The sequence below is a fragment of the uncultured Fibrella sp. genome (assembly GCF_964250085.1).
Classification (GTDB): domain Bacteria; phylum Bacteroidota; class Bacteroidia; order Cytophagales; family Spirosomataceae; genus Fibrella.
In genome coordinates this window covers 211,682-229,682 of record NZ_CAXUEC010000002.1, presented here as the reverse complement: position 1 = coordinate 229,682, position 18,001 = coordinate 211,682, and the positions used below count along the sequence as shown (strand labels likewise).

General features: G+C 55.3%; 18 protein-coding genes. 7 read left to right on the top strand and 11 right to left on the bottom strand.

Translation table 11 applies throughout. From position 1 onward, the window contains the following. Nucleotides 1-94: 94 nt before the first annotated feature. Nucleotides 95-1,429: a DEAD/DEAH box helicase gene (locus ACFE8Q_RS06460; RefSeq protein WP_375444551.1), complete on the top strand. Its 1,335-nt coding sequence runs from the start codon at nucleotides 95-97 to the stop codon at nucleotides 1,427-1,429. Between the two features lie 263 nt (nucleotides 1,430-1,692). Here the strand turns inward: ACFE8Q_RS06460 and ACFE8Q_RS06455 are convergent, their stop codons facing one another. From ACFE8Q_RS06455 to ACFE8Q_RS06435, 5 genes are all read right to left on the bottom strand, one after another. Next, nucleotides 1,693-3,591: an AAA domain-containing protein gene (locus tag ACFE8Q_RS06455; RefSeq protein ID WP_375444550.1), complete on the bottom strand. Its 1,899-nt coding sequence runs from the start codon at nucleotides 3,589-3,591 to the stop codon at nucleotides 1,693-1,695. Nucleotides 3,592-3,692: 101 nt separating this feature from the next. Continuing rightward, nucleotides 3,693-4,340, bottom strand: a complete 648-nt coding sequence (gene msrA, locus ACFE8Q_RS06450) for a peptide-methionine (S)-S-oxide reductase MsrA (RefSeq protein WP_375444549.1) — start codon at nucleotides 4,338-4,340, stop codon at nucleotides 3,693-3,695. Between the two features lie 13 nt (nucleotides 4,341-4,353). Next, entirely contained in the window at nucleotides 4,354-5,049 is a 696-nt protein-coding gene (locus ACFE8Q_RS06445; RefSeq protein WP_375444548.1) for a phosphopantothenoylcysteine decarboxylase, read from the bottom strand. Nucleotides 5,050-5,059: 10 nt separating this feature from the next. After that, nucleotides 5,060-6,160: a hypothetical protein gene (locus tag ACFE8Q_RS06440; RefSeq protein ID WP_375444547.1), complete on the bottom strand. Its 1,101-nt coding sequence runs from the start codon at nucleotides 6,158-6,160 to the stop codon at nucleotides 5,060-5,062. Then, nucleotides 6,147-6,869, bottom strand: a complete 723-nt coding sequence (locus ACFE8Q_RS06435; RefSeq protein WP_375444546.1) for an NRDE family protein — start codon at nucleotides 6,867-6,869, stop codon at nucleotides 6,147-6,149. The genes ACFE8Q_RS06440 and ACFE8Q_RS06435 overlap by 14 nt, the downstream gene beginning before the upstream one ends. A gap of 258 nt (nucleotides 6,870-7,127) precedes the next feature. On the opposite strand from ACFE8Q_RS06435, the gene ACFE8Q_RS06430 reads away from it, so the two are divergent. Next, nucleotides 7,128-7,757: an MOSC domain-containing protein gene (locus ACFE8Q_RS06430; RefSeq protein WP_375444545.1), complete on the top strand. Its 630-nt coding sequence runs from the start codon at nucleotides 7,128-7,130 to the stop codon at nucleotides 7,755-7,757. 6 nt (nucleotides 7,758-7,763) lie between these two features. On the opposite strand, the gene ACFE8Q_RS06425 is transcribed toward ACFE8Q_RS06430, so the two are convergent. The 6 genes from ACFE8Q_RS06425 to ACFE8Q_RS06400 form a co-directional block, all read right to left on the bottom strand. Further along, complete coding sequence (locus tag ACFE8Q_RS06425) at nucleotides 7,764-8,606, bottom strand: oxidoreductase (RefSeq protein WP_375444544.1); 843 nt, start codon at nucleotides 8,604-8,606, stop codon at nucleotides 7,764-7,766. Between the two features lie 66 nt (nucleotides 8,607-8,672). After that, entirely contained in the window at nucleotides 8,673-9,554 is an 882-nt protein-coding gene (locus tag ACFE8Q_RS06420) for a helix-turn-helix domain-containing protein (RefSeq protein WP_375444543.1), read from the bottom strand. Between the two features lie 85 nt (nucleotides 9,555-9,639). Continuing rightward, nucleotides 9,640-9,909: a hypothetical protein gene (locus ACFE8Q_RS06415; RefSeq protein WP_375444542.1), complete on the bottom strand. Its 270-nt coding sequence runs from the start codon at nucleotides 9,907-9,909 to the stop codon at nucleotides 9,640-9,642. Between the two features lie 75 nt (nucleotides 9,910-9,984). Further along, nucleotides 9,985-10,437 carry a hypothetical protein gene (locus ACFE8Q_RS06410; protein WP_375444541.1) on the bottom strand — a complete coding sequence of 151 codons (453 nt, stop codon included), beginning with the start codon at nucleotides 10,435-10,437 and terminating at the stop codon, nucleotides 9,985-9,987. A gap of 123 nt (nucleotides 10,438-10,560) precedes the next feature. Further along, nucleotides 10,561-12,072 carry a sigma-54-dependent transcriptional regulator gene (locus ACFE8Q_RS06405; protein WP_375444540.1) on the bottom strand — a complete coding sequence of 504 codons (1,512 nt, stop codon included), beginning with the start codon at nucleotides 12,070-12,072 and terminating at the stop codon, nucleotides 10,561-10,563. After that, on the bottom strand, nucleotides 12,069-14,426 hold the full coding sequence (locus ACFE8Q_RS06400) for a histidine kinase dimerization/phospho-acceptor domain-containing protein (RefSeq protein ID WP_375444539.1): 2,358 nt from the start codon (nucleotides 14,424-14,426) through the stop codon (nucleotides 12,069-12,071). Before ACFE8Q_RS06400 ends, ACFE8Q_RS06405 begins: the two co-directional genes overlap by 4 nt. A 371-nt stretch (nucleotides 14,427-14,797) precedes the next feature. On the opposite strand from ACFE8Q_RS06400, the gene ACFE8Q_RS06395 reads away from it, so the two are divergent. The 5 genes from ACFE8Q_RS06395 to ACFE8Q_RS06375 all read left to right on the top strand — a co-directional run bounded on the left by ACFE8Q_RS06395 (nucleotide 14,798) and on the right by ACFE8Q_RS06375 (nucleotide 17,989). Continuing rightward, nucleotides 14,798-15,274, top strand: coding sequence for a YHS domain-containing (seleno)protein (locus tag ACFE8Q_RS06395; protein WP_375444538.1), 477 nt, complete (start codon nucleotides 14,798-14,800; stop codon nucleotides 15,272-15,274). Nucleotides 15,275-15,334: 60 nt separating this feature from the next. Continuing rightward, on the top strand, nucleotides 15,335-15,772 hold the full coding sequence (locus ACFE8Q_RS06390; RefSeq protein WP_375444537.1) for a DoxX family protein: 438 nt from the start codon (nucleotides 15,335-15,337) through the stop codon (nucleotides 15,770-15,772). Nucleotides 15,773-15,801: 29 nt separating this feature from the next. After that, nucleotides 15,802-16,311: a DinB family protein gene (locus ACFE8Q_RS06385; RefSeq protein WP_375444536.1), complete on the top strand. Its 510-nt coding sequence runs from the start codon at nucleotides 15,802-15,804 to the stop codon at nucleotides 16,309-16,311. Between the two features lie 122 nt (nucleotides 16,312-16,433). Beyond that, complete coding sequence (locus tag ACFE8Q_RS06380) at nucleotides 16,434-17,054, top strand: LysE family translocator (protein ID WP_375444535.1); 621 nt, start codon at nucleotides 16,434-16,436, stop codon at nucleotides 17,052-17,054. Nucleotides 17,055-17,071: 17 nt separating this feature from the next. Beyond that, the gene (locus ACFE8Q_RS06375; protein ID WP_375444534.1) at nucleotides 17,072-17,989 is read left to right on the top strand and encodes an alpha/beta fold hydrolase; all 918 of its coding nucleotides are present in this window, start codon (nucleotides 17,072-17,074) and stop codon (nucleotides 17,987-17,989) included. Nucleotides 17,990-18,001 lie beyond the last annotated feature (12 nt).

Below are 18,001 nucleotides of genomic sequence, written 5' to 3'. Positions count from 1 at the left end.
GTAATGCTGTCTATTGGAGCGCAAAGGTAGAGAGAATCAACTCTATAAGGTTTTCGACGCCGTATAGGTTTAGTATTCACCGTACTTTTGTGGCATGACTGAATCACGTACCCACGTTTTGGCGTCCCTTGGCATCGAGGCGTTGAATCCCATGCAGGCGGCCGCTGAACAGGCGATCCTGCCCGGCACCGACACGTTTCTGATGGCCCCCACCGGCTCCGGCAAAACGCTCGGTTTTCTGTTACCTGTCCTGCAATTGCTTCAGCCAGATACGGGTAAGGTGCAGTGTCTGGTGCTGGTGCCCTCGCGCGAATTGGCCATGCAGATCGAGCAGGTGTGGCGCAAAATGGCGACGGGTTTCAAAGTCAATGTGTGTTACGGTGGCCACTCTGTCGAAACAGAAGTGAAGAACCTGAGCAACCCGCCCGCCCTGCTCATCGGTACGCCCGGCCGTATTGCCGACCACCTCACGCGCCGTACCTTCGCCACCGACGGCATTGAAACGCTGGTGCTTGATGAGTTCGACAAATCACTGACGCTGGGTTTCCACGACGAAATGGCCTACATCATCGACAACCTGCCCAACCTGCAAACGCGGGTGCTGGTATCGGCCACGTCGGGCGTTGCCATCCCCGATTTTATCGAACTGCACAACCCAACCTGGCTAACCTTCGAGGCTGACGAAGACAAGCCCGCCGCCCTCACGCTGAAAGCCGTCTACACCAACGGTCCCGACGATCGGGCCACGCTGTTCCGGCTGCTTTGCACGCTCGGTTCCGAATCGGCTCTGATCTTCTGCAACCTCCGCGACACCGTTGAGCAGCTCAGCGACTGGCTGAACAGCAAGGGGTTATACAGTACGGCTTATCACGGAGCCCTGGAGCAGGCCGACCGCGAACGGGCGCTGATCCGTTTTCGGGGCGGCAGCGTAACGTACCTGATCACCACCGATCTGGCCGCTCGTGGCCTCGATATTCCCGACATGAAGCACGTGATTCACTACGAATTGCCCGATCGCGAAACCGAGTTCACTCACCGCAACGGACGCACCGCCCGAATGCACGCCTCCGGCACCGCCTACGTCATGCTACCGAAGGACGTACCTGGCGAGTCGACACCGAATCCGTTCTACCTCCGCGAAACGCTCGACGAATTCACGTTGCCCACCACCACGCCCGCCCTGCCCGAACCACCTGCCTACGTGACCGTCTACATCAGCGGTGGTAAGAAAAACAAGATCAACAAGGTCGATATTGTGGGTTTTTTCGCGCAGAAGGGGCAACTCGCGAAAGATGATCTGGGCCGCCTCGAAGTAGGTGATTTTATGTCCTTTGCCTCGGTGCGCCGCAGTAAAGTAGCTGATTTGCTCAGCCGAATCCAGAACGAAAAGATGAAAGGCAAGAAGTATAAGATTGAGATTGCCCGTTGAGTTGGGATTGTATATTCTTTAAAAGATGTCAAAACGGGCCTAGGATCAGCAAAAGATGGAGCTAAAAATTGCTTCGCGCTACGTGCCCTTCGACAGGCTCAGGGTGACAAGCCTATCCAAGGTCGTCATGAATATGCTTGATTGAGTTGTCACCCTGAGCCTGTCGAAGGGCACGTAGCGCGAAGCAATTTTTAGCTCCATACGTTTGCCTTAGTATCGGATAGCGTTAAAATAAATAAAGGTGCCTAATTAGATACTATTGGTCACAGCCATTCCCAGGCGCTTCGGTAGGCGTTGAGGCCTTCGGCGTAGGTAACGAAATCGGCGTAGAAGGGGTGACTGGCCAATGTGCCACTGTCGCCAATAACGACCAGTTTTTTGCGGGCGCGGGTCATCGCCACATTCATCCGGCGGATGTCCGATAGAAAGCCAATCTCGCCCCGGTCGTTGCTGCGGGTCATGGAAATGTAGACAATGTCGCGCTCCTGCCCCTGGAAACTGTCGATGGTGTTGACCGAAATGGCGGCGCGGTAGGGTTGCAGGTCAGGTACGTGGTTGAGTTGCTCATTCAGGACGACTAACTGCTGCTTATAGGGCGAAATGACCGCAATACTCGGGAAATCGGCGGACGTGTAGAACGGGCTTAGCTGCGCCACGGTCTGTGTTAAGTGCCTGATCAACAAGGCTGCTTCTTCCAGGTTGGTGGAACTGGTGCCTTCCAGTTTCTCGTCGAATCCGCAACCGGCCGTGTCGATAAACTGGAGAGCCGTATCGCCCGGAAACAGGGTGTGTCCGGCCACCGATGCATGAGCCCGCAGTCGATTATCGTAAAACACGGATGCCGAGTAACCCATGATCTGTTCGTGCATCCGGTACTGCTCTTCCAGCAGGCTCACGGCCTCGGGGTGCAGGGCAATACACTTTTCGAGCAGGGTAACGCTCAGGCCATTGCGCGCTGCCTCACTGGATTTGATGGTTGGCGACAACTGACAATGGTCGCCCGCCAGCACCAGTTTTTGGGCTTTCAGAATCGGTATCCAGCAGGCAGGTTCCAGTGCTTGACCCGCTTCATCAATGACGACGGTATGGAAGGTAAGCTGGCGGATCATGTACTGATTTGACCCCACGAGCGTGGCTGTAATGACCTGCGCCCTGCCTACCAGATCGTCGATGATGTACTGCTCCGTGTTGCCCACATCTTTCATGATCCGGTGCGCCTCGTCGAACAGGGCCTTGCGCTGATCCCGCTCAGCTTTCCCGAAACTTCGTTTGTACTTGTGGGCCATCGTCTTGAACTCGTTGGCCTGCTTTTTCAGCTTCTTCGCTTCCCGCATCAGGCTATGCTCGGCCATTTTATGGTCTAGCGTCAGGGCGGTCAATCGGTCCGATACACGGCTTGGATTGCCTACGCGCAATACATTCAAGCCCTCTTCATGCAGCTTTTCGCTCAGCAGGTCGACGGCCGCGTTACTGGGAGCTACGACCAGAATCTGTTTGTGATCCTGCCTGATCAGCGCGTGGATAGCCTGCACCAGCGTGGTTGTCTTGCCGGTGCCCGGCGGACCATGAACAATGGCCAATTCATTAGCTGCCAGTATGTTAGTCACAGCCCGCTGCTGGCTGTCGTTTAGCCGGGGAATGGTTACGGGCGGACTATCGGGATGAAAGGTGGGCGATGCAACTCCCGTCAGCGTCTTGATCAGGCGGTTGGTGCCTGCTTCGCCGAGGTCGTTGGCTTCTTTAAGCGCGGCCTGCATCTCGTCGTAGCTTTTGTCATCGAAGAGCATTTCGATGCCCAGCTTCCCGTCGCGCGACCAGTCGGGTAGCTCGTCGGTCAACAGGGTGATCTTGAGCCGGTTGCCGCTCTGGTACGAAATGGTACCTTCTACCCGGTCGGTTTTAGGGTCGTGGTTGCTGAACAATACGGCGGGAACGCCCGTCCGTAGCTGATGGGATAGATCCTGGTGGGTAGTGCGCTCCACCTCGACGGTCAGGTAATCGCCGCGCCCCAGTTCCGACCCCCGAATAGCGATCGGGTACCAGGTGAGGCCATTGGCCCGCCGTTTGGCCACGCTGGTCGATTGGGTAAGTTGCTGGTATTGATACCGGTCTTCATCCCGTTCCAGTTTGAGTAAGTCCTGGAGCTTTTTGAAATAATCCATGCGTAAAGGTAGTGCCACGCGGGGCGATCAGCGGCCTGTAAGCAGCAACAGCCCCGATTCCGAGCAATTCAGAATCGGGGCTGTTGGTCTATAAACCGGCATTAATAAATGCCTTCTTTCTTTAGTTTTCCCTGCATGGCGTGCCGTAGCTTCTCTACTTTAGGCAACGAAACACTTTGAATGTAAGGCTGTTCGGGATGGAGTTTGCAGTAGTTCTGATGGTACTTTTCGGCGGGGTAAAACACACTGAACGGTGCTACTTCCGTAACCACCGGATTGGGGTAATGCTTCGACTCGTTGGTGCGCTGAATCGCCGCCAGAATAGCCTGCTTCTCGGCAGACGTGCGGTAAAAAGCGACCGACCGATAATCACGTCCCCGATCGGGCCCCTGCCGATTGAGCGTAGTGGGGTCGTGGCCCGCAAAAAAGGCGGTGAGCAACTCGTCATAACTGATCACTTTCGGATCGTAATAGACTTGTACCGACTCGGCATGACCGGTTTTGTCGGTGCCCACCTGCTGATAAGTCGGGTTGGGTACGTTGCCGCCTGCGTAGCCCGAGATAACTTCCCGAACGCCCTTGAGTTGGTCGAAACCCTCTTCCTGCGCCCAGAAGCAACCGCCCGCAAACGTGGCTACGGCTTCGCCTGGTTTTACTTTAGGAAGCGTGGCCGGTGCTGTTTCATCGTCCTGCGCGAAGGCAGCGCTACTGATAAGCCAGCTAAAAAGAATAATCTGAAGAATTCGCATAGGATTGGTTGGTTTAAAAAACGGTACTGACTGTAAATACGCTACTTATCTGATCGGCGATGTCTTGAGCTACGGCTCGCTTCGATTTCAGCCCGAACCGGTGAATGGCCCCGTTCCTGTGAATGAACGTGACCTGGTTTGTGTCGTGGCCAAACGCCGCCCCGGCGTCGCGAAGCGAATTCAGCACGACCAAATCCAGATTTTTACTGACCAGTTTGGCCTGTGCATTGGCCAGTTCATTATCTGTTTCCAGCGCGAAACCAACCAGTAGCTGATCATCGCGTTTCTGTTTCCCCAGGCTGGCGGCAATGTCTACTGTCTTAACAAGTTCGAGGGTAAACTCGTTTTCTTTCTTTTTAAGCTTGCGAGTGGCCACCACTTTGGGCGTATAATCGGCCACGGCGGCAGCCAGTACCGTGAGCTGTGCCGATGGAAAATAGGTGAGGCAAGCCGCGTACATCTCCGCCGCCGAACGTACCTGAACGACCGTTATGGCCGGGTGAGTGGCCGTCTGGCTGGTGGGGCCGCTAACGAGCGTGACCTGTGCGCCGCGTTCAGCCAGTACCTGCGCCAGCGCGTACCCCATCTTGCCGGTCGAATGGTTGCTGATATACCGAACCGGGTCGATCGCTTCCTGCGTTGGGCCGACTGTCAGTAGTACCTGAAGACCGGTCAGATCAGTGTTTATGGGGACAAATAAGGAGTTCATAGTCATTGGTTTACCGTTGAGTTTGTTGACTGCGACGCCAGATACGAACCGCTTCGGATAAGGTCATGTAGGCGACACCCCGGCGGTTGTTCTCGCGGCTGATCCTGTAGAGAACGCGCCAGTGATGAAACAGAACCCGGTAGGCTTCGCGCAACGAAAAACCGGGCTGATAGATGTGTGCCGGTTCGGCTCCGGCCCCGTTCAATTCCATGATCTGGATGTGCTTACCGGCGTGTAGGTCGGCGACACTGCGGCAACGAAGATCGTACCGGCCAAAGTAAAAACCGTCGATCGAATGGCTGATCCGGTCAAAAACGGTGGTTAGTTCGGGCGTGATCAGGTGGTTGGCGTTCAGGAATTTGGTGCCTTTGCTGTGGTTGCCGATGCCCACCAGCGTAATGACTTCACCAACGGCCGGAATGTCGTGAAAGCGGTGCCCGAACTGCTTGGTCAAAGCAGGTAGCTGGAGAATAGCCCGGTCGTTTTGCTGGATCAGTTCTTCGATGCAGTTGCGCCCGTTACCCCGGATGGTTAAAAATTCCTTCTGTACAATCGACGAAACCACGCCCTGCGCCTGACCCGGCATTCGGTAGTAAAACACGCCCAGTTCGAGCGGTTCGTCTACGTATTCCTGGATCAGGAAATCGAAGTGGGTACGTTGGCTATAGTTGATGACGCCTTCCCAATGCGTTATTTTCTCCACTTCCCAGCCGCGCTCGCCCACGTTGGGTTTTGCAATGAGTGGGTACGTCAGCCCCAGTGAATCGATCTGCTGGAAGATGGTATCCGTGGGCGCATCGGCGGGTACAAACAGCGTTTTTGGCTTGAGCTCATTGCTGATACGGTCCAGAATATCAATCTTCGATTCGCCCAGCAGCCCGCCCGTTTCGATGGATGGATTGGACGCGGAAAAGAAAAACAACGATCGCGCTTTGATCGACAGCCAGAGCCAGTACACGAAAATGGGCGCATATACCACGCTAAACGGCCAGTATTCCCAATGGCGCAACCGGATGAAAAAGGGGCTGTTGAGCCGGAAACGAGGCACTAAGGCCAGCAACGTTTCCCGGAAACCGGTCGAGGTGCTGACGGATGAACTAAGCGGTTGCATAGGAAGGGCGGATGGTTTGGTGCGTGAACAGGTCCTGCGTAAAATCTTCATAGAACAGGTCTGCCTGCCCGTCGTGGTGAATAATGCTCGTCAGGCTCAGCGTGAGCAGGGCATCCTGGCGATTCATTCGGATGCTGTTTTCCCGGTCGCCATCTCCGGCATGCTGGTGAAACCACCGGATAGCCTCAACTGATGGAGCCGGGTGCTGCTGCTGCCAGTCACGAAACCAGTCTTCCCGTTTTTCGATTACGTCGTGCGTATACAGCGTCACCGACGACCAGATATGGGGTCGTTCCGGGTCTTTCTCGTGCGTAAAAAGGCGCTTTCCATTCCAGCGCAGTTCAACTAGCCGCCCCCGTTCGGCCACGAGCAACGTAAAGGGTTCGATGCTACAGAAATCGTACGCCTCGGCGAATTCATCAACGGATGGGTACGTGAAAAAATGAGGAATAACCAGACCGCGACTATGCTTGTAAGGCGGCTTCGGCAGGTGGGCGGTGAAGGCCCCGTTCAGCAGGCAAACTGTCGTATCGGCCGAGGTCGCTATCCAGGTACCCTGTCCCTGCGGATCTTGTGGAAACGTAACGTCGGAATCGCCAATGCGGAATGCTTTTGGGGCAAGGGCGGCGGGGCGGATCACTTTTTCATCCCGGCTATGTGTCAGGATAAAACCGGTAGTACTAAGCGGGAAATAGGTTGCGGTGCACATAAGTCGTTTGCTGATCTAACTGACTTATGCCAAGAGTCGTACCAATAGTAATAAGCAGGATATTCTATTGATTATGAGAGTATTAGTTATTTTTTAATGGTAGTTTGTTTACCCGAAACTTTACGATATATCGTAAAGTTTCGGGTAATTCGTAACACGCTCAAAATGCGTTTATGGTAACCTGATGTATGTTTGGCTACTTTGCCAGACTGATAAACATCTGCTAGGCGACGTACCTGAATTAATTGTCTAATAACTATGCGTATTGAATCGGTAAACGTTGGCTTACCCCGGTCGGTCGAGTGGGGTGGGCGCACTATCACAACGGGCATTTTCAAAGAGCCCGTAACAGGTCCTGTTTCGCTGGATATAGTGAATCTGACCGGCGACCGTCAGGCCGATCTGACGGTGCATGGCGGGCCAGACAAGGCCGTGTATGCCTATGATCTGGCCCACTATGAAGTCTGGAAACAGGAACTTTCCCGCACTGACTGGACGCCCGGCCTGTTTGGCGAAAACCTGACGACAGACGGTCTGCTCGATGCGCAGGTACGTATCGGCGATCTGTTTCGCGTTGGAACAGCCCAATTGCGGGCGGTGCAACCCCGGTTTCCGTGTTATAAAGTCAACGTATGGTTCAATGATGCGGGGATGGTACGCCACTTTGCGCGGGTTGGTCGGCCGGGCATTTATTTTCGGGTAGTCGAGCCAGGAATCGTGCAGGCGGGCGACACAATCGAACTACTCGAAGCCGCCGACACCGATATAACCATAGAAGCCGTGGCCCAACTTGTGATGAGCCGCCAGCCGGATAGGCACCTGCTCGACCGGGTTCTTGCGTTGCCCCACCTGGCTGCCAAGTTGAGGCAGCAACTTGGCGGCTCGTGAGTCCGTCTACCCGAAAATAGCCCGGCTTGCCACCTCCCGGCCTGCATCGACATCCTGTTGCAGGCTGGCTATTTTGGCGGTGATCGATGCCAGCGCAATGGTCCCCAGCGGCATGCGCAGAGGTGGATTTTCCGACTGTACCAGTTGCCGGATGGCCTCGGCTGCTTTGGCCGGATCGCCTTCCTGCTGCCCGTTGATCTGCCCCATCCGGCTACGGAACGTACCTGCGGTGGCCGCATAGTCGTCGATCTGGATGGTGGCTTGCCTGAATGAGCCGCCCGCGAAGTTGGTGCGGAATGGCCCCGGCTCCACGATTGTCAGCCTGATACCCAGCGGGGCAATTTCTGCGGCCAACGCCTCACTGGCCCCTTCGAGCGCAAACTTACTGGCATTATACACGCCAAATCCGGGCGTCGCCTTCACGCCCGCCTGCGACGAGATCTGGACGATATGCCCGCTTTTCTGCTGGCGAAAGAGCGGTAGAAACGCCTGCGTAAGGGCGACGGTCCCAAAGAAATTGGCCTCGAATACGGCCCGGATTTCAACTTCCGACGCCTCTTCAATAGCCCCCGCAAACCCATAGCCCGCATTATTGACCAGCACGTCGAGGCGACCAAACCGGTCGATAACCGTCTGAACGGCCTGCTTAATCTGCTCGGGCCGGGTAATATCGAGCATTAATGCGAAGCCACGCCCTTCGTTGGCGGCATTGAAATCGGCTACCTGATCCGCCTGACGGAACGTACCTATAACGAAATCGCCGTGGTCTAAAAGAGTATCGGCCAGGGCCTTACCCAGTCCGCTCGAGATGCCGGTGATAAACCAATTGCGTGTCTGATCGTGTGTCATGAATCGGGTTGTTTAGAACGGCACAAATGTACCACGGCCATGAAGGTGCGGTTAGGAAGGAACCGACTATAGCCGGTACTTTTCGGACATTCGTTGTTTGAACGTACCTGGCGATTCGCCCGTTTCGGCCCGGAAAACACGGGCAAAATACGACGGGTCCATGAAGGTAAGCTGGGTAGCCACTTCGCTGACAGTCAGGTCGGTAAACGTTAGCAACCGTTTGGCTTCCAGCAGGCTACGGGCTCTGATCACATCGCCCGCCGTTTGGCCGGTCACTTCCCGACAAATCAGGTTCAGGTGATGCGGCGTCATGTTCAGGGCCGATGCGTAGAAGCTAACCGACTGATTAGCGCTGAAATGCTGATCGAGCAGACGCTTCAGGTTTTTGTACTGAATCACATACCGACGGGCCGCTTGTTGCCCCTGCTGAGCATCGATACACCGCTGAACCTGAGCCAGTAACACATGCAATAACGGCTGAGTGATGGCGGGCGAATGGTCGGCGCGCCGCCGTTCCCGATCCAGCAGGTCGATGGTCTGACGGATGTCGCGAAAATCGGTAGGAGCGGGTGTGAGTAGCGGATTGGCGTAGAAATTATCCAGGAAGCTCAACTCAAAAAGCTTGTCTTTCTTTTGCTGATTGAGCAGAAAGAAATCGTCGGTAAAAAAGATACTGCCGCCCCGAAGTGGTTCCCACTCCTCAAAATAATGAAGCTGGCCGGGCGAAATAAAGAACAGCGAACCCGGCGACAGGGCATACGTTTGATAGTCGATGGTCTGTCGGCTATGCCCTTCATCGACCCAGATAATCTCGTAGAACGTATGCCGGTGCAGGTCATCTACCTCCGGTTCGGCCATCGTCTCGAAGCGAAGGAGTTCAAACTCCGTCGGATTGGTAGGCTGATTGATAAAATGGCCGATGGTATACACCGGAAACTGACGAAGCATAACGTAAAAATAGTCAGGTCCTTCTGAAAGGAGCAAGCTCCTGATCCCAGTCGAATCAGGAGCTTGCTCCTTTCAGAAGGACCTGTTACCAGCGCCGACCTCGTGACCGGCCGCCGCCATACGAGCCACCATAACCGCCGCGTGCATTCCGATTGGCATAGCCACCGTAATAAGGTGGACGAACCACCACCGGCGGGGCAACAATCACCCGTGGCTGACTGTAGACGTACCCACGGTTTCCGTAATAGGGTCGCTGGCCATATCCAACGCCGGTGTTCAGGTAGGAAGGACCACAACTGGCCATCAATAGCACTAGTAGACCTACCAGTGGAACAGACATTTTTATCGTTTTCATTTCTTTGTTGATTGACTGTCAATTGGTTGACTCATGACGGGGGGTATTGCATACCCCACCATAAGGTTGACTTAATTACCAGCGGCGACCGCCAAAACCACCGCGTCCGCCGCCCCGGTGCCCGTTGCCGTAGCCATAACCGTAGTTCATGTTGGGACGAACAATGACAGCGGGAGGGCCATACACCACCGGCGGTGGGCTGATCACCACTCTGGGCGGCACGATAATCACCTGGGGTTGTGCTGGGTAAGGCTGGCCGTAGGGACCATAGGTGCTGTAGCCCGGCTGGGGTTGCCCATAGCCATACCCATTCGGATAAGGCTGATTGTAGCTGTTCGGGTAAGCTTGCCCATACCCGTTTGGGTAACTCTGTCCGTAGCCATTCGGGTAGTTCTGGCCGTACCCATTCGGATAATTCGGCAGGCAGTTGGCACCATTGGGATAACCCTGACCATACTGGGCAAAGCTGGCTGTAACCAGGCTGGTGAGCAGGCAAACGGCTAAGAAACTGACTTTACTTGCGTTCATCGTAGTAATGGGCTTTCGCTCAATTTATACGTTAGACGCCTCAGTGCCCGCTCCGTTTAACGCGCTAATTGTCAGACCAGTTAAAGTTCGGTTAATTCAACACACGCCAGGCAACGTACCTGGCTACGGCCGCTTGATGCCCAGTTTTTTCATGCGGGAATCGAGGGTGGTAGGAATCATGTCGAGGATTTTAGCCGCTCCGTTATCGCCGCTGACTTTCCAGCGGGTGTGTTCCAGCACGGCGATGATATGATTGCGCTCGCATTCCTCCATGCTGATCAGGCCCGCTTTTTTGGGCACGGTATTTTTCCGGCGTAACCAGTCGCCCAGTTCCAGTTTCCGGCCCGATGAAATGATGAGTGACCGCTCGATGACGTTCTCCAGTTCGCGGATGTTGCCCGGCCAGTGATAATCCATCAGGGAATCGAGCACGTCCTGCGGAATTACCTCGATCTGCCGACCAATGTTTGGCCCGTGTTTGACACAGAAATGCCTGACCAATAGCGGAATGTCGTCTTTTCGGTCGCGAAGAGGCAGGCTCTGGATCGGAAACACGTTGAGCCGGTAGTACAGATCTTCCCGAAAACGGCCTTCTTCACTTTCTTTCTCCAGGTCGCGGTTGGTGGCAGCAATCACCCGCACGTTGACCTTCAGCGTTTTGGTGCCGCCTACCCGCTCGAACTCGCCTTCCTGCAACACCCGCAACAACTTCGATTGCAGGTCAATAGGCATCTCGCCGATTTCGTCGAGGAATATAGTGCCGCCGTCGGCCAATTCGAAACGGCCGATCTTCTGGGTCATTGCCCCCGTAAAGGCGCCTTTCTCATGGCCAAACAGTTCGCTTTCGATGAGCGTGGCGGGCAGGGCGGCGCAGTTGATCTTCACCAGCGTCTTGTTCTTCCGGCCGCTCCGGTTATGTACGGCCCGCGCCAGCAGTTCCTTCCCCGTTCCCGATTCGCCCAGAATCAGCACCGATGTGTTGGTAGGGGCTACCTGTTCTACCTGCCGAAGTACCTTGCCGAACGCTTTGCTCTGGCTGACGATCTCCTCGAAATTGGTGGTCTGTTTCAGTTCTTCGCGCAGGTACGTATTCTCGGCCTGCAACTGGTTTTTGAGTTGTTCCACTTCGGCCAGTGCTTTGGCGAGCGAGTCTGTCCGGTCGGCCACGCGCTGTTCGAGCAGCGCGTTGGCGTCTTCCAGCTCGCATTGCAACTGGCGCAGGGTCAGGTGGGTGTTGATGCGGGCCAGCACTTCCTGCAACTGAAACGGCTTGGTAATGTAATCCACCGCCCCCATATTGAAACCGTTGACCTTGTCGATGGTTTCGGAAAGGGCCGTCATGAACAGCACCGGAATGGCCTGGGTCGTTTCCGCTTGTTTCAGCCGGCGGCAGGTCTCGAAACCGTCCATGCCGGGCATCATAATGTCGAGCAGGATCAGGTCGGGTTGGGCGAGTTGCGCCTGTTCAATCGCGCTTTTGCCATCGCGGGCCACCAGCACTTTATACCGAAAGCGGGTCAGGGTTTCGTACAACACGCTGATATTGTTGGGCATATCGTCAACAATCAAAATTGTGCGCTGCTTCCCCGTGCTGGTTATGCCGGGGCCATTATCGTCGTCGTAGAACGCATTCATACTGATTTCAGGCAGGTTTGTATGTACTTCTTAATGGCCCGCGTATCGAATTCGCCGGCGGCCCGACGGATGCGCTCGACAAAGGGCTGATACGCCGCATTCGCCTGTTCCAGTGCCTCAAGCTGACCCAGAATGCCCTGAATATCACCCATGCGTGCCAGTGTGTGCAAGGCGTCCAGTTGGGCCACATCGGGAAGTTGCGCAGCCTCCTCACGTACCTGAGCCGTCGCTGGCACAACCGGCGACGATGCCGCAGGGGCGAGTTGCCAGGTCAGGTTCAGGTGCTGGCCAATCTTCGTGAGCAGGTCCTGTAAATCGACGGGTTTCGGAATAAACTCATCGAAACCGGCTTGCTGGGTACGTTGCCTGTCGCTGTCGAACACTTTCGCCGAAAAGGCAAACACGTGTGCCGACTGCGTAGCCCGATCGGCTCTGATCGCTTCCAGGGCGTTGAACCCATCTACGTAGGGCATTACCAGATCGAGCAAAATCAGATCGGGCGTGTGCTTCCGGGCCAGGTCAATCGCCTCACGACCGTTTTTGGCTTCGATGACGGAAAAACCGAGTGGCACAAGTAGACTCGTGATGACGGAACAGCTTGAATAGCCATCGTCGGCCACCAGAATGGTTTTCTGTGGACCTTCGTACCCCACAATCGGCTGGCCAGTTCTAACCGCTGGGTTACTGGCTGGTACTGATTCGGTAGCGGCGGGTAGCTTCATCGACAGGCGGAATTGGGTACCGCGCCCCGCCTGACTGGCTACGTACAAGTCGCCGTCGAGCAGCCGAACGAGTTGGTCGGTGATGGATAGGCCCAGGCCCGTACCCTCCACAAAATCAGACGATTCGCGGATCTGCTGGAAGGGCAGGAAGATGCTGGCCAGTTGTTCGTCGGGAATGCCCACGCCCGTATCTTCGATCAGAAAGCGAATGACTGGCGTGGGAGACTCGTCGCCGGTAATACCGGTGTTTCGTCCCGCGCTCCACTCGGCCCGGAAAGTGATTGTCCCGGACGGCGTGAATTTGACGGCGTTCCCCAACAGGTTGAGCAGCACCTGCCTGATTTTGCGCTCGTCGCCCACGACCCAGTCGGGAAGGGTATCGGCCAGGTACGTGTCGAACCGGAGGCCCTTCTGCTCGGCCCGAATCTGAATTTGCTGGGTGATGTTGTGCAGCAGTTCGGGCAGGTAAAAAGTGTCTGAAAGTACCTCCATTTTCCGCGCCTCGATCTTCGACAGATCAAGCACGTCGTTGATGAGCGACAGCAGGCTTTCGGCGCAGTCGTGCATGACTTTTACGCCTTTCTGCTGGCCTTCAGATAGTTCCGTGTCTCGTTTGAACAGTTGGGTGTAGCCAAGAATACCGTTGAGGGGCGTTCTGAGTTCGTGGCTCATCGTGGCCAGGAAATCACTTTTAGCCCGGTTGGCCGCTTCGGCTTCTTCTTTGGCGGTGGCCAGTTCGAGCGTTCGGGCAACAACCGTGGCTTCCAGTTGCTCCTGAATGTGCAGGAGTCGTTCTTCGGCCACTTTACGGCCAATTTCAGCCCCCGACCGGGCGGCCAGTACCCGCAGAATGCCCACGTATTTGTGATGGTCGGTCATGGGTCGTGCATCGCTCACCGCCAGATGACCGATCACCTCACCCGCTTTGTCATGAATCGGCACACCCAGGTATGATTCGATGCCTACTCCCTGGCTAAAGTTCGCGGCCACGTCGGTCGGGCAATAAAAATCACGATCCTTCATAACGATATCGCAGGGTGTGCCAGCCAGATCATACTCGATATTTTCGTGTAAGGCATTGTTCACATTAAACGCCAGCGTTCTCACGCGCGTCTTCTCTACATTGGTACACTCGGTCACGGTGGCGTATTGCACGTTGAGCGTGGCCGTGAGTTGCTGCACCAGCGACTGGAAGAAGTCGATGCCAATGTCGGCCGCGGTGCCTTCTGAAATGCGTCGTAGCGTATCGTCCACTTGGGAGCGTTCGGTCACGTCGCGCACGAAGCAGCAGAGGTAATCCTGATCGTCGAGGTGAACGAAGTTCATGCCCACCTCCGCCTGCCGAACAGTCTGGTCGCTACGTACCTGGGGCAGGTCGAGGGTGAGGGTGTGGCGTTGCTGAAGCGACTGCCACAGTTCACTAAACTGGGCGGGGCTATAGTCGGGGTAGATTGTGCTGAAATGTAGCGTTGTCAACTGAGCCAGTTCGTAGCCAAGCTGCCGACAGGCTGCCGTGTTGGCCCGGCTCACCCGCCCGGTCTGGTCGAACAGCAGAATTGGTTCCAGCGCATTCTCAACCGTGAAGTGAGATAGCCGAAGTACGTTGTGGGGAATGACGGAAGACAGGCTCATAGAACTGTTGAGAAAATGGGTTGGGGTACTACCCGATAAAGCCGCAATTCCCGATCCGAAACTGGCCCTTACGAAGAGAAACCCGTCTGGTGCCTACAGGTGACTGTTTTACCAGCCAGGAAAGCCGATTTGAGCCGATGGTAGTTGCACGTACGCTCGGTTATATCGTAAAGGTTACGAAATATCAGGAAAACCACCAATGGCCTGCCTGGGATTGGCACGCTTGCTAAGCGGCTATTTTGCCGATTTCAGCCAACCTGAGGCGTTTTTTAGAGCTTTGGCATAGCTGGAACAGTATTTGGAAATTGACTTGGCATCAGCAGCAGCCTGCATCGGTGCTGTCAGTTACAATCAACCAACCATACTGTCTCATGAAATTCGTTGCCCTTTTATTCATCGTTCTTACTGCCTTATCGAGCGCATCGGCCCTGGCTCAATCGAACCCGGCCGTTCGGAAACAGCAGTTCAATCTCGATAACGGCCTGGCCCTTCAAGGGTATGATCCGGTGGCGTACTTCACCCAGAACAAGGCCGTGAAAGGGTCGGCTTCCAACGCGTTCACTTATAAAAACATAACCTACCGATTTGTTTCGGCAGCCAACCAGAAAGCATTTCAGGATAGCCCCGACCGTTACGAACCGCAGTATGGTGGCTGGTGTGCCTACGCGATGGGAGCCGCCGGTGAGAAGGTGGAAGTCGATCCCGAAACGTTCAAACTGGTCGATGGCAAGCTGTTTCTCTTCTACCATTCCTTCATCAACAACACCCTGACCAAGTGGAACAAAGACGAGTCAGCCCTGCACAAAAAAGCCGACGCTAGCTGGATGAAATTTGTACAGGCTTCCTAGCCTCAGATCAACTTACCGCAATTCCTACATCCAATATACCCAATCCATCCCCTCAATACCATGAACAAGTCAATCACGTACCTGCTGTGGGCCGTTCGTCTGGTGGCCGCTATCATCCTTCTTCAGACGCTGTATTTCAAGTTTCTGGCTCAACCTGAGTCGGTTTACATTTTCTCAACACTGGGCGTTGAGCCCTGGGGACGCATCGGCTCCGGTATTGTCGAACTCATTGCATCGGTGCTGATTCTGATTCCCCGTACAAGCTGGATCGGCGCAGGAATCGGCCTGGGAGTGATGGCCGGTGCTATTCTCTCGCACCTGACCATTCTGGGCATCGACGTACTGGGCGACGGCGGCTACTTATTCTTCCTGGCCGTGGTGGTAGCCCTTAGCTGTTCAGCCATTCTCTGGCTGACCCGGTTCGAGTGGGTTCCGATCCTCCTTGGCCTCCGGCAAAGCCTGATGGGTCGGAAGAACGTACCTACAGCCACACACTGATTCTCACCCAACCCTTTCATCAACCCGCTATGTCGCTTAAATCTGCCAGCACCGATATTCTGATGCAACTCGCCGACGTAATCGGCCAATTGCCTGATCGTGAATACGCCCACCCGTTGCCCGTACTTACTGGTAACACCATTGGCAAACACGTCCGGCATATTCTTGAATTCTATGAACTGCTGGTCAACAGCATTCAGACGGGCCACTTGAACTACGACCGGCGGCAGCGCGACCTCCGATTGGAGATCAGCACCGACGAAGCCCTGCGCCGGATTGGTGCCGTAGACCGGCTCATTCATCGGATTGACCTCAACCTGCCCCTCGATCTGGAAGCTGACCTGTCGGTGTCGGGTGATGAAACGATGCTGATTCCGTCGTCGTTTGCCCGCGAATTGCTCTACAACATCGAACACGCCATTCATCACATGGCCCTGATTCAGGTGGCGATTCGTAGCGCGTTTCCGACCGTCAACCTGCCGCCAAACTTCGGCGTGGCCTACTCAACCGTTCAGCACGCAGCGGCTATGAGTCATTAAGTGGTCATTCATTGTCATTAAGTGGTCATTGATCGAATAATCATAAATGACTGGCTATCAATGACGCCGCAGGCAAATGACCACTTAATGACAATGAATGACCCTTCAAATTCTTTCAGATTATGCTACTGCTCTTTTTCATCGTCAGCCTGATCAGTTTTGCGGGGTCTGTTCACCCTGGTCCGGTCAACATGGCCGTGGTGCAAATGACCCTCAGCCAGAACCGGCGTGCCGGCCTGTGGCTGGCGCTGGGAGGGAGCCTGCCCGAAATTGCCTACAGTGCCCTGGCGGCGGGTGGCCTGATGCTGATTCCGACCGATTCGCGCTGGTGGGTGGTGCTGATGTACGCGCCCATTCCCGTGTTGCTGGGTGCTGGCATCGCTTCGTTTCGGCAGAAGCCTGTGGTGCTGAATCAGTCGACGGCGTCAGGTACGTCGTTCCCGTTCTGGAAAGGCGCATTGCTGGCGGCGACCAATCCGCAACTGTTGCCGTTCTGGTCGGCGGTGTGGCTGTACCTGAGCAGTCATAAGCTGGTGCCAGTGGGTTATGCGGCCAGTCAGTGGGTGTTTGCGCTGGGTACGTCGGCGGGTGCTTTCGCCCTGCTGATGAGCGTGGCGCTGCTGGCCAACTGGCAACGGCAGCGCATTGTATACTATCTGAACGGGCGATGGATCAATCGACTAACCGGGATCGCCTTTATCGGGATGGCCCTGTGGCAGGCGGTTCTGTTGCTGATTAATTAATCCGTAGATGTTTCAATATGAACCGGTTAAGGCCCTGGTGGGCGCGAATAGTCCGCTGGCGTATGCTACTCGTTTGCCTGTTATTGCTCGTGATGTTGCTCCCTCAGTGTGTATCGCTGCGGATGTCGGATCGAAAAATCGAACGCTACTTCGCTGACAAACCGGTGAAACCTACGTTTGGTATAGTCGGCGAGGAGGGGCAGCCTCTGCATTATGCTCAACTTGGGGCAGATACGTTGCCGATGGTCCTGTTCATTCATGGGTCACCCGGCTCATGGGATGCGTTTATCGACTTCTTTGCCGATTCCACACTGTACAACCGCGCTCAGTTGGTGGCCGTTGACCGGCCGGGGTTTGGTAAATCAGGGCTGGGTGAGGCTGAGCGGTCGCTCCAGAGACAGGCCGCTGCTATTGCACCACTGCTTCGACAAAACAGGGCTGGCCAAAAGCCGATTCTGGTGGGTCATTCGCTGGGCGGACCCGTGGCCGTGCGGCTGGCGATGGATTACCCGAACCAGGTAGGCGGACTGATTTTAGTGGCTCCTTCTATTGATCCGGCGCTTGAAAAGCAGGAGTGGTATCGCCCCATTGGCACCGTGTTTCCATTCCGGCAGTGGCTTCCCACAGAATTCGATGTGAGTAACCAGGAAATTATGGCCCTGAAGGACGAGCTACTGGACATGCAACCGCTCTGGGCGACAATCAGGGTGCCGGTAATTGTCATTCAGGGCGAGGACGATTCACTGGTGCCGCCCGGAAACGCCGCTTTCGCCAAACGTATGCTGATAAACGCGCCGGTGACCATTCAGATGATTCCCAAGATGAACCACTTCATTCCCTGGCGTCGGCCCGACTTAATCCACGACGCCATTCGTCAACAACTAACTATTTCCGAAGCTGTTCGGACAGTAAACGTCAATAAATCAACTGATTAAATACCAATCAAT